Source organism: Catalinimonas alkaloidigena, from assembly GCF_029504655.1.
Taxonomy (GTDB): domain Bacteria; phylum Bacteroidota; class Bacteroidia; order Cytophagales; family Cyclobacteriaceae; genus Catalinimonas; species Catalinimonas alkaloidigena.
The window spans coordinates 3793706-3806545 of record NZ_JAQFIL010000001.1 but is presented as its reverse complement, the minus strand read 5'-3'; the positions used below and the strand labels follow the sequence as shown (position 1 = coordinate 3806545).

At 43.7% G+C, this 12840-nt stretch carries 11 protein-coding genes; all 11 read left to right on the top strand.

What is annotated here, in order from left to right; genetic code table 11:
* Positions 1-28: 28 nt before the first annotated feature.
* Positions 29-3511, top strand: coding sequence for a SusC/RagA family TonB-linked outer membrane protein (locus OKW21_RS15475; protein WP_277480697.1), 3483 nt, complete (start codon positions 29-31; stop codon positions 3509-3511).
* 11 nt (positions 3512-3522) lie between these two features.
* Positions 3523-5181, top strand: a complete 1659-nt coding sequence (locus tag OKW21_RS15470; RefSeq protein WP_277480695.1) for a RagB/SusD family nutrient uptake outer membrane protein — start codon at positions 3523-3525, stop codon at positions 5179-5181.
* A gap of 63 nt (positions 5182-5244) precedes the next feature.
* Positions 5245-6801, top strand: coding sequence for a sulfatase-like hydrolase/transferase (locus OKW21_RS15465; protein ID WP_277480693.1), 1557 nt, complete (start codon positions 5245-5247; stop codon positions 6799-6801).
* A gap of 764 nt (positions 6802-7565) precedes the next feature.
* Positions 7566-8423 carry a helix-turn-helix domain-containing protein gene (locus tag OKW21_RS15460; protein ID WP_277480691.1) on the top strand — a complete coding sequence of 286 codons (858 nt, stop codon included), beginning with the start codon at positions 7566-7568 and terminating at the stop codon, positions 8421-8423.
* Positions 8424-8529: 106 nt separating this feature from the next.
* On the top strand, positions 8530-9030 hold the full coding sequence (locus tag OKW21_RS15455; RefSeq protein WP_277480689.1) for an anthrone oxygenase family protein: 501 nt from the start codon (positions 8530-8532) through the stop codon (positions 9028-9030).
* 29 nt (positions 9031-9059) lie between these two features.
* Positions 9060-9902, top strand: a complete 843-nt coding sequence (locus OKW21_RS15450) for an NmrA family NAD(P)-binding protein (protein WP_277480688.1) — start codon at positions 9060-9062, stop codon at positions 9900-9902.
* Positions 9903-10013: 111 nt separating this feature from the next.
* Positions 10014-10403, top strand: coding sequence for a DUF5367 family protein (locus tag OKW21_RS15445; protein ID WP_277480686.1), 390 nt, complete (start codon positions 10014-10016; stop codon positions 10401-10403).
* Positions 10404-10619: 216 nt separating this feature from the next.
* The gene (locus tag OKW21_RS15440; protein ID WP_277480684.1) at positions 10620-11306 is read left to right on the top strand and encodes a hypothetical protein; all 687 of its coding nucleotides are present in this window, start codon (positions 10620-10622) and stop codon (positions 11304-11306) included.
* 141 nt (positions 11307-11447) lie between these two features.
* Complete coding sequence (locus tag OKW21_RS15435) at positions 11448-12083, top strand: hypothetical protein (RefSeq protein WP_277480681.1); 636 nt, start codon at positions 11448-11450, stop codon at positions 12081-12083.
* Positions 12084-12092: 9 nt separating this feature from the next.
* Positions 12093-12506 (top strand): MFS transporter, encoded by a 414-nt coding sequence (locus OKW21_RS32730; RefSeq protein ID WP_420870138.1) that lies wholly within the window; start codon positions 12093-12095, stop codon positions 12504-12506.
* Positions 12484-12834: an MFS transporter gene (locus OKW21_RS15430; RefSeq protein WP_277480679.1), complete on the top strand. Its 351-nt coding sequence runs from the start codon at positions 12484-12486 to the stop codon at positions 12832-12834. The genes OKW21_RS32730 and OKW21_RS15430 overlap by 23 nt, the downstream gene beginning before the upstream one ends.
* Positions 12835-12840 lie beyond the last annotated feature (6 nt).

Sequence of the window (12840 nt, the reverse complement as noted above, 5' to 3'; positions counted from 1 at the left end):
TTCAAACCCTAATCTAAAACTAATCATTATGAGGAAATCTTTATTAATGAAAGGCAAAATACTAGCAGTATTTATGTGCTTTATCAGCTTCGGCGCATATAGCCAACATTTTGCAAACAACCGGAATGTAGGGGCTATTAACTTTTTGTCCCAGGATGACAAGCGTACCACTCTTAAGTCTTTGTTATTGACATATGAACAGCAGTACGGCGTGAGTATTGTTTTCAATAGCAGAGAAATAGGTGATCAGAAAGTAATATTACCAGACCATCAGCAAGAAAATCTTGAGTCAACACTTAAAGAAATATTAAATCCATTGGGATTAAAATATAAAAAGATTGATAAAAGTATATATGTGATTCAGGCTAATCAGTCAAAAAAAGAAGGGCTTCAAAAGGTAGACGTAACCAATGCTTTTGCTTTTCATCCCACAAATCGAGTTGTCAACCATGCTTTTAGTACCCCAAGCTCATCAAAAGTTTTAGTCCTTGAGCAAACGATTAGTGGGCAGGTGACAGATGGTGAATCAGGTGAACCTTTGCCAGGCGTAAATATTCTTGCTAAAGGAACAAATACGGGAACGGTAAGTGATGCCAACGGTGACTATAGGCTTACCGTAAGTGATGCCGTAAACATTTTAGTATTTTCATCTATCGGCTATACGCCTGAAGAAGTTGAGATCAATGGACGTACAAGCATTAATCTGGAACTCATGCCCGACATCAAGGCACTATCCGAAGTGGTTGTGGTTGGGTATGGTACACAGGAAAAATCCAAGCTGGTGGGTTCTGTTTCACAGGTCAGCAGTCAGGCCATCAACGACCGGCCCGTTCCTCAATTAAGGCAGGCCCTTACCGGACAAATGCCCGGCGTTACTATTACCCAAACTTCAGGTCAGCCGGGAAACCAGGGCGGAAATATACAGATCCGCGGTGTCAGTTCAGTAAACTCATCTAATGCTCCCCTGATCCTGGTGGATGGGATTCCGACCTCATCCTTCAACGATATTGACCCCAATGTGGTGGAAAATATTTCAGTGCTCAAGGATGCTTCCTCTGCTGCTATTTATGGAGCGAGAGCCGCCAACGGCGTAATACTGGTGACAACAAAAACAGCTAAGTCCGATCAGTTGCGGGTTACCTATAATGGATATGCCGGTATACAGGTGCCCACCGAATATCCAGAATATGTCAACTCCTGGGAGTATGCTGAATTGCTTAATGAGTCTAATGCCAACGATGATCTTCCTCCGGCTTACTCTAGCGATGAGATAGCGCTATTCCGAAATGGGAGCGATCCCGATAATTACCCTAACAGTGACTTTATCAATAGGGTGCTGAAGAAGCAGGCAGCCCAGACTGGCCATAATGTCACCATTTCTAATGGTATGGGTTCGTCAAATTATCTGCTTTCTCTGGGCTACCTGTACCAGAATGGTATCATCGATGAGAATAACTATAATCGTTATAATGTACGGCTCAACGTAGTTTCTTCCATAACCGATAAGCTCAAGCTTACCTCACGGCTGGCAGGGGTACAGGTTTACGACGAGCAGCCTTCCGGACCGGCTACTTTAGGAAATGCATCCAGTATGCTGGGCATCATCGGACAGGCGGTGCGCTATCCGGCGATTTATCCTATTCGTCTATCCAATGGAGATTGGGGAGGAGGGTTTGAGCAAAGCGGTACTCCCGCTTCTTTCCTGGCCAGCGACAGCTACTATGAGCAGAAAAGCACTGACCTTTTTCTCAACATGCAACTGGACTGGGATATCCTGCCTGATTTAAAGTTTTCGCTCATCGGTGGATATACCTACTTTAACAACCAATGGGAGCGCTTCTCTGCCTCACAACAGATCTCGCCCACCAATATTCTGAAACCTGCTACACTCAATACAAATTCGGCAGGACGTTATTATCGTACACTGCAGCAGCTTCTGACCTATAATAAAATTCTGGGAGATCATGAAGTTACCTTGCTGGTGGGACATACCTACGAAACTGAACTCTTTGAAGAAAGCTCCGCCTTCCGTCAGGGTTTTCCCAACAATGATATTACCGTACTGGACGTAGGTTCCGCCGAAGGTATGCAAAACAGCGGACGCGCCGAAGAGTGGGCACTGGATTCTTACCTGGCCCGTTTGCGCTACAGCTTTCAGAACAAATATCTGGTAGAAGGGGTGGTAAGGCATGATGGTTCCTCCCGCTTTCCGCCTTCCAAAAAATACGCAACTTTTCCTTCGGTAGCCTTGGGGTGGAGGATATCCGAAGAAAGCTTTATGGAAAGTTCTTCAAACTGGCTGGATGAACTTAAACTGAAAGCTTCATGGGGAAGGTTAGGAAATCAGACTGTAAATACTAATAGCGGAGGTGTATATCCGTATCAAAATATCTTACAGACCGGGTATAACTACCCTTTTGGAAACACTATCAATACAGGGGTAGCGCGCGTAAACATTACAGATAGTAACTTAACCTGGGAAACGACTGAGTCTATTGATATCGGTCTGGAAAGTAGCTTTCTTGAAAATTCGGTAAACTTTAGTGTCACTTATTTTGACCGTGAAACGTTTGACATCCTGCTTTCTCCGGGCAGTAGTGTATCCAACACGCTGGGTTTTGGAGTAGGAGTTCAGAACTCTGGACGCTTAGAAAATAAAGGGTTTGAGTTTACGCTAGGTCATCAGGGAAGTTCAGGAGAATTCACTTACAACATCTCTTCCAACTTTACAATTTTAGATAACCAGATGCTGGATTTGGGTGTGGGTAATATTGAACAGCCCAATGGCCTGATCGGTAATGGCAGTGATCTTTTTATAGGAGAGCCACTTGAGCTGTACTACGGCCTAGTAGCCGACGGGCTTTTTGTTGACCAGCAGGATATCAATAACTATGCAGATCAAAGCTCAGTCAATACCACCCCCAAGCCGGGAGATATTCGTTACAAAGATATCAACGGGCCTGATGGTGTACCCGATGGACAGGTAGATGTTACCTACGATCGTGCAGTATTAGGAAGCCGTATTCCCAAATATAATTATGGAATTAATCTGGCAGGTGGATACAAAGGTTTTAACCTGAGTGTCCTCTTGCAGGGAGTAGCTGAAGTAAATGGTCGCCTGGATAATGCGGCTGGTTATGCGTTTTTTAACCAGGGCAGCATACAGCGCTGGCAGGCAGAAGAGCGGTGGAGACCTGACAACCCCAGCCGTGATGCTGAGTACCCGCGTCTGGAGACCATCCCTAATGGAGGGACTGCAAATTCATTACTTTCTTCTTACTGGGTGCTGGACGCTTCATACCTGAAGGTGAGAAATGTACAGTTGACTTACAACTTACCTACTACAATGCTTGAGAAGTTCAAGCTGCAGGCGTTTCAAATTCGCCTCAGCGGTGAAAACCTGCTGTCTTTGAACAACTACAGAGAGGGCTGGGATCCTGAACTTAATACTTCTCTAAATTACTATCCTATTCTGAGAAATTATACCCTGGGTATCAAAGCAACCTTTTAAACGACATTCTGATGATACATATCGCAAATCTCACATTCAAAAGAATTTTACCCGGACTGATGGCAGGAATGATGCTGTTTTCCTGCGCGGATGAGCTGGACCTCCAGCCTCTGGACTCTTTCTCTAACGAAACCTTCTGGACCAGTGAGTCTAATGCATTACTGGCGCTTACCGGAGTTTATCGCGGTAACATTCAGCAAAATAATAATCCCGAATTTCGTGTAAACGACTGGTGGTCATACTACGGATTGCTATTTCTGGATATGGCCACTGACAATGCTTATGACCGGCGTGGGGATAATGCTCCCTTCAGCCGCTTGAGTAATGGGCAGATGAATTCTAATAATGTCAATCTGCTGGCTCAGTACTGGGAAAGAAGCTATCAGAAAATTGCCCGAAGTAATTATTTCCTGGAGAATGTTGACAAAACCCCTGCTGCCGCTGAGGTCATTGAGCGCATGAAAGCGGAAGCCCGTTTTATGCGAGCAGTACAGTATTTTTATATGTCACAGTATTACGGTTCTGTACCCTTGGTTACGAGTACCTTAAGTATAGATGAAGCCAATACACTGACAAAAACTCCCAAAAGCGAGATTGTTGCCTATGTCATTGATGAATTCTCCTCTCTCGTGGATGCACTGCCCCAGGCCTCAGAAATGCCAGCCAATGAGTTTGGGAGGGCTACTAAACAGGTTGCACTTGCTTTTTTAGCACGAATGCAACTAGCGGAGCAACAGTTTAGTGATGCAGCCGCAACTTATGAGCGCATCATCAACTTCGGTGATCATAGCATTGACCCGGATTATGAAAGTTTGTTTAATGGTACCAATGAGACAAGTCCTGAAATTATTTTTTCTACCATTTACCTTTCTGATCTGGCGGGGAATGGACTTTTGCAACATGGATTCCCGGCAGTACGGGGAGGGTGGCATATATTTAACCCTTTAGGGAGCCTGGTAGAATCTTATGAATTCATTGACGGAACGCCTTTTTCTTATGAAAATCCACTTTATAATCCTGAGGATGTACGAGAAAACCGTGACCCTCGTCTTGGCTATACAGTACTTGTGAATAATCAGGAGTTTGGAGAGGCGATGTACATCACACATCCTGATTCTGTAAATTCAATAGACCAGCTCACCACCACACGCCAGGCAACCCGTACCGGCTTCGGTATGAAAAAGTTTATGCTGGAAAGCTTTTCGGGTGATTTGGGTAATTCAGGAATTGACTTGCCGATCATTCGTTATGCTGAGATCTTATTAGGCTATCTGGAAGCCAAACTGGAAGCAGGAGACCCCATAGATCAGGCTTTGCTAGATGCTACCATCAATCAGGTGAGAGGGAGAGCCAGTGTCAATATGCCGCCGGTGACCGAAACAGATCCTGATGCACTGAGAACTATCCTAAGGAGAGAGCGCAGAAATGAGTTTGCCTTTGAAGGTATTCGCTACTGGGATCTGATCCGCTGGAGAACTGCTCATGAAGTGCTGCAGGGTAATTTTTATGGGGCTTCTTTTCCCAATGCTGTAAACTTACGACAGGATGGGGATGAGGTAGATCCATACAGCCGTTGGTTTGTTACCAAAAAGAATTTCAGAGAAGATGTTGATTATCAATGGCCAATTCCGCAGGGAGAAATCAATATAAATCCTAATTTGGCAGATTAATGTTCAATTGGAGTCTGTGATGAATTTACGGACTCCAATAAGTTTTAAACGCTAACAACTTATATGAAGCTACTGACACGATTATTCGTTTTCTTTCTCAGCATTCTATTTTGGAATTGTGCCACTGATCCTGATACAAGTTCAGGTACAGAAACAACGTCCCAGCCTCCCAACATTGTAGTGATTTATATGGATGATCTGGGCTATGGTGATGTGAGTGCCTACGGTGCTACTGAGCTGTCAACTCCCAATATGGACAAGATCATCAATGGTGGAGTACAATTTACCCAGGGCTATGCGTCTTCTGCCACCTGTACTCCCAGCCGCTATGCTTTACTCACCGGAGTATATCCCTGGAGAAATAAAGACGCGAAAATTCTTCCGGGCACAGCGCCACTGGTCATAGATACCGCGCAACTTACGATTCCCAGGATGCTGAAAAATGAAGGTTATCAAACAGCTATCGTTGGGAAATGGCATCTTGGCCTGGGCGCAGGTAATGTGAACTGGAATGAGCATGTATCACCCGGTCCTAATGAAGTGGGTTTTGGCTATAGTTACATACTTGCGGCCACGCAGGATAGGGTGCCGACAGTATACATAGAGAATGGAGATGTAGTTGGACTTGATCCTGATGATCCTATACAGGTGAGCTATCAGGAGAATTTTGAAGGTGAGCCCACCGGAAAAGATAATCCAGAGCTGCTGAGCATGAAATGGCATCACGGGCATAATAACAGCATCGTGAATGGTATTCCCCGGATTGGGTTTATGAAAGGAGGGGAAGCCGCAAAATGGAGTGATATAGATATGGCGGATCATTTTCTGTCAAAAGCACAGGAATATGTAAAGGAGCATAAAGATGGGCCTTTCTTCTTATATTATGCCCTTCAGCAACCGCATGTGCCTCGTACTCCTCATTCCCGTTTTGTCGGTAGCTCAGGCATGGGGCCCAGAGGAGATGCTATCGTGGAAGCTGACTGGTGCATAGGGGAGTTTTTGAAAACGCTGGAAGAAGAAGGATTGATGGAAAATACATTAATTGTTTTTTCCAGTGATAACGGACCGGTACTTAACGATGGCTACTATGATGATGCTGTAGAAAAGCTAGGGGACCATACACCAGCGGGTCCTCTGAGAGGAGGCAAGTACAGCCTTTTTGAGGCAGGAACCCGGGTGCCTTTCGCGACTTACTGGCAGGGAAAAATTGAACCCAAAGAATCTGATGCGCTGGTTTGTCAGTTAGATTTGCTCTCTTCTTTGGCAGCACTGGTTGGCAGCGACCAACAGGCAAGAGATAGTGAGAATTTACTGGATGTATTTATGGGTGAGCGTGAGGAAGGAAGAAATCAGTTAGTCTTAGAAGCAACTTCTCGCACCGCATTCAGGCAGGGGGATTGGGTCATGATTCCTCCTTATCAGGGGCCGGCTGTGAATCAGATGGTGGATATAGAACTGGGCAATGATGATGAATATCAGCTATACAATCTAGCGGAAGATCTGAGTCAGCAAAATAATCTGGCTGAGGCCAATCCGGAAAAGCTTAAAGAAATGGTTCAGGCTTTCCAGCAAGTTCGAGGTGATGCCGCTGAAGGCGTAGAAGATTTAGAGCTTAAATAAAGTAACCACCCAATGCATTGGCGCTGTAATATTTTATTGTTCACTTCCTGAAACTAAGATATTGCAGTGCCCTGTAAAGACTAGACTTATAGCAGTTTACTGCAAAATGAGCGTAGTATGGTTATAAGGTATATTGATCCAGTAAAAACCATCAGCATCGCAGAAGGCAATAGTATTAATTCCTTTGACAACACAATGATAATGATATTGGCTTCAGGAAAAGTATCTCCAATGCCGCCATCGGTAAGTTTGCCTTGAATAGTTTGGGCCTGTCAGTAAGAACTCACTGAAAAGAATAAGCGAAGGAAGATACAGACAAGCAAGCATAGCCTCCTTACTTTTTTTTTGTGGGGGGAAGGTCATAAAAATTTGTTTAAGGTTGATAGGTATCAATAGTGGCACAAATATCAATGTGGCCAGCCACTATGAATACTTACCTAATGTCATGCTTTTTTTTAGCATAAAAAAGGTTGAGCAAAATTAAATGTTTTCTTGACCCTTGCTTCTAATATTGTATTAATTTAGTATTAAATTCAGATTAAGTTAATTTTAAACCTCTTACGTGTTTACTATTAGTCAACATGATGAAAGATGAATATTCCGTTCATGCAATCAACTTGCTGGGTCGTTTACTATTAGTGTGATTTAACTTTATCTTTTTTCATCACAACTGCTTGGGTTAACTGATGATCAGCTGATGTTATTTTTTTGAAATGTAATGTCGGTATCATCATGATCAAATCACATATTAAGTAGCTAAGCCTATGACAAGGGACATCATTGATATCAACGACTTTACGATCTTGGTAGAAGAAGCCAGCACTGATTGTCCTACGGTCGATACTTGCATTTTTGATGAGCCGGTCATTGCTGTGGCTTTTTACGGTTCAGGCAATGTAGAACTGACTGTCAGATATGCTGAAGCCCATAAAATATTCCAGCATACCAATGGCCTGGCACTTTCTTTTTATGCAGATCAGGCGGTAGAATTTGTACATCATGTATTTGCCGACCGGCCACTGCAGTGCATCGTGATTGCCACAGCTACGCGTAACCTCCAAAAATTGCCTAATCATGAAGGAGAGCTTTTTGACGAGTTGTTACATCAGCTGGTCTATCCCCGGGATCACTATGTTGAGGGGCCAGGCTTTTTCATGACTCCGGAAATGCAGGCGATCGTTGATCAGGTGTTTCGTGTGCAGTACAGCGGGAAGGCTAAAATGATGTTTTTTAGAAGCCAGATGACTTCTTTGCTGGCTCATTTTTTTGGCCAGCTCTCCATGATGAGTGAGTCCAGCATTCCTGTTGCGGAAAGGAACAAACTGCAGATGGCCAGAGAGATTCTTGCTGATAATCTTGAAACACCTCCCTCTCTTGCTGAGCTATCCCGGCAGATTGGACTCAATACTTTTAAGCTTAAGAAAAATTTTAAAGCGGTATTTGGGGTGCCGGTGTTTAAATATCTACAGCAGGAGCGTTTGGATAAAGCATACGAGCTTATCCGAAATCAAAATATGGGAATACAGGAGGCGGCCTGGCAGGTAGGCTACGACAGCCTGAGTTCTTTTTCTAATGCTTTCGCCAAGAAATTTGGCTTTCGGCCCAGTCAGATCAAACGATAATCCATTGCGAAAATCCTTTATGAACAAATCCTGCTCCTTTTCGGACAAATCATTCAGATAGGTATGCCATAGCTTTGTCTCATTGCCAATTCAAAAAGAGACAGTTATGGAAATTTCAATCAAATCATTCACACTTTTGACAGCAGTACTGCTGACCGGACTCTCCGCAGGCTTGTTTTATGCCTGGTCAGTGTCAGTAATCCCCGGGACCCGTAAAGTTTCGGACATGGTTTATCTGGAGACCATGCAGTCCATCAACCGGGCGATTCTGAATCCTGCATTCTTCCTGATATTCTTCGGAAGTCTGCTCTTGCTGGTCACCAGCACGGTTCAGCAGTATCAGTCAGGACAAAGCTTCTGGCTGATGCTGGCGGCAGCATTCACTTACCTCATTGGCACCTTTGGCGTGACGGCCTTCGGGAATGTTCCGCTGAACAATGGGCTGGATGCCTTACAGTTGCATGACCTTAGCCCTGAGCAAATACTCAGCAGCCGCATCCGCTATGAGGGGCATTGGAATCGGCTTCATATGATCAGAACTGTGTTTGCGGTGCTTTCCTTCCTTCTTTCTCTTCTGGCATTATTCTCATTTTCCAAAAGTATTTAATCATTTCAAAACTTATAAATATTAGTACCATGTCAAATAACATTTTAGTCATCGGTGGAACCGGCAAAACCGGTCGTAAAGTAGTTCAACTTCTGGTAGCGCTTCAGCAAAATGTTCGCATTGGATCTCGTAAAGCAAGCCCTGTCTTTGATTGGCAGGATCCCTCCGGCTGGGCAAAAGCATTGGAAGGTATAGAGAAGATGTATGTTACCTTTCAGCCCGACCTGGCTGTGCCTGGTGCACTGGATGCCATTGAAGCATTGACCCATCAAGCCAGAAAGAGCGGTGTGAAAAAAATAGTTTTACTGTCTGGCAAAGGTGAGAAAGAAGCAGAACTTTGCGAACAGTTGGTGATGCATTCTGGCATAGATTATACCATCGTCCGAGCCAGCTGGTTTAATCAGAACTTCAGCGAAAGCTTCTTCCTTGATCCTATTCTGGCGGGACATGTCGCCCTGCCTAAGGCGGAAGCCAAGGTGCCTTATGTAGATACTGATGACATAGCTGAGGTAGTCGTAGAAGCCTTGCTCAATGCTAATCACAATGGAAAAATATACGAACTTACTGGTCCACGCCTGCTGACCTTTCCTGAAGTAGTCAGCGAAATTTCTAAGGCATCAGGAAGAGAGATTACTTTCACCCCAATCTCCATGCAGGCTTATACTTCTATGCTAAAAGAAGCAGGCTTACCCGAAGATTATGTGTGGCTCATCAATTACCTGTTTACCGAAGTATTAGATGCGGCAGGCAACAAGCAAATCTCGGGAGATATCGAAAAAGTGCTGGGCAGAAAGCCTAAGGATTTTACGGAATACGCTGGAGAAACAGCAGCTACCGGTGTCTGGAATGCACGTGTGGAAACCCTAGGCTAAGCTTTTTCTACGACTCAATTACAAATCTTCATCGCTCATAGTCTGCTGCTCAAACTTGGGGTACACTATGGGCGATGATGAACCATCCTCTAAAACAAAAATACGAAAGCCATGAATATCAAAAGATTAGTTGTGTCGGCAGCGATTAGCTGGGTATTAGGAGTAAGCGCCTACGCAGCTTCATTCATGCTGAACATCCTGGATGACGCGGAATTGCAGGCCAATTTAGTACTTATGCTTGCTCTGCTTCCAAGCGTGATCATTGCTATCCGTTTTTACTTCAACAAAGCAAATCCTGTCAATGGGTTTGTCCTGGGCCTAAGCATGTTTGGCATTGCTATGCTTTTAGATGCGTTGATCACAGTGCCTGTTTTCATCATCCCGATGGGAGGTAGTTACCTTACTTTTTTCAGCGACCCGGGTTTCTGGATGATTGCGCTGGAATACATCCTGGTAGTAGTACTCTATACAAATTGGCGACAGCGGATGGCTGTACAGTGAAGTAGCTGCAAATGTCAAGCCCGAAGAAGTGGTTCCAGGAAGGGAAGCTTTTTCAGAAACTGCGTTGGCAGGTATAATGCCCCTGCTGCGGAAAATTCTCTTGAGCCAATTTATTTTACACTAAGTGTGATATTTCTCAAAGTCAAACGAATAATAGGGCACATGCTTAACAGACAAGCATAAAAATCACTCACAGAAAACCTAAATAACAACAAGATGAAAGCTTTGAGCATAATAGAAGTCAGCAAAAAGTATGAATCCAAAATGGATGAGATGTGCATTCAGCACCTTAGCTTATCAAAAGAAGTGAAACTGGATAAGGCTAAATCTACCTTAAGAGGCCTGCTGTTTTTGCCATTAAGCTCATTGGTATATTATACATTCGCAGCTTCCTATGGCCTTTATTTCCTGGTCTCACAATGGGAAGTGTGGTATTTTGCTTTTTCAGGCGCTGTCGTAACTTTCTTTTCAGTCTTTTTTACAATCGTATCTGTCAGGCAATTGAAACAAATACTTGCTTTAGATTACAATGAGCCAATACAAAAGCTTGAAGAAAATATTTCTCAGCTAAAGTCTTCTTCTATAGACTATTTAAGAGTAGCGGCATACCTGCTTCCTTTTGGTCCATTTGTAGGAGTCTTTCTATTTAAAGTCTTTTTCAATTTTGATTTGACAGCAATCGTGAGCTTAGACTTTCTCACTTCCTTCGGCTTGATTACCATTCTACTGGAAGTAATTTCATTATTTTTTTTGAAAGCCTTTAAGGCGAAAAAGATTAATAATCAGTGGGTTAATGCTTTACTGCAAGGAAGTGGAAGTCAGGTAGATGAGGCACTTGCTTTCGTACAAGAAGGAAAAGAAGTGGCGGCTACCAGCGCTCGCCATCCATCATTAAACCACTAAAATATCCTTTTGATGAGGTGAGGTATTAATTTTTCTAAGTATTTTAATGGGATCATTGGCCAATGCTAAATACCGAAGATGGTACACAGGCTGAAGTAATCGTATTGCTGTACGCTTTGGTATTTGCTTTTACCCAGCAAAATGACAGAAAATTCTATTGCCGTACTCCCTTTAGAAAACCTCAGCTCCGATCCTGAAAATGAATACTTTTGTGATGGGATGAATGAAGAGATCATCAATGTGCTCAGCAAAATTAAAGGACTTAAAGTCACGGCCCGTACTTCTTCATTTGCATTTAAAGGGTTGAAGGAAGATGTACGAATCATAGGGAATAAACTGAGAGTAGCTTCTGTGATTGAAGGGGGCATCCGAAAATTAGGAAAGCGGGTACACATCGCTATTCAACTGATCCGAACCGACAATGGATTTCATATCTGGTCGGATACCATTGATCGTGAGTTATCGGATATTTTCCTGCTACAGGATGAAATCAGCCTATTGGTAGCGGATAAAATCAGGGAAAGCTTTGGTCACTTTGAGATAGGTGATCATCTGGTGACTAACAAAACTAACAATACTGAAGCTTACCAGATGGTCCTTAAGGGAAGTTATTATTTTAAGCGGAAAGACCTGCAGGACATCAAAAAGGCGCTTCTCTATTTTCAGGAAGCAGTGCGTTTAGATCCAGAATTCGCTGAAGCGCATGTATACATGGGCGAAACCTATCTGCATTACGCGGGCTTTAACCTTATTTCAACTGACGAAAACCAATGTTAAAAGTTAGGTATATATGAGTTCATCTGCTACAGCCCCACTATCTGCTTATCAACGCGTGGTATTAGTGGGCTTAGGTGGGTTATTACTGGAGTTTTTGGCGGTGTAGTTGCTTCCATTGCGTATGCTATCATTGCTGATTTGTTCAAAGCTGATCAGAGAGGTAGGGCAATGGGACTGTTACAAATAGCGTTTGCAGTCAGCCTAGTGGGTGGGTTACCACTGACACTCTACCTTTCCTCTAAATTCAACTGGCAGGGGGCCTACGCCTTCATTTTTTTGATCGGGTTTGGGTTTATTTTATGGATGGGAGTATCTCTTAAACCCCTGAGGATTCACCTTTACCATCCTGTAAAAAAGTCATCTTGGCAACACCTATCTGAAACCCTGCTGAATAAGCGGCATGCATTCTTTTTTTTTCAATAATACTTCTATCGTTTTTGCCGATGTGCTCTTTATGACATTCTTCGCTGCCTACTGCACCAATAATTTAGGTATTGCTGAAGATGAACTACCAATTCTCTACGGAATAAGTGGGTTGACAAGCCTGCTTTGCGGGCCGTTACTAGGCCAACTGGCTGATCGTATTGGACAGCTAGCTGTCTTTTCAGGTGGTACATTTGTGGCCATCAGCATGGTACACGTATACATCTATGTACAGCAGATGGTGTTATGGCCATTGATGATCATCCACAGCCTTTTATTTGTGGGTATTACTGCCCGCATGGTAAGTTCTGCTGCGATGGCTACATGAGTGCCA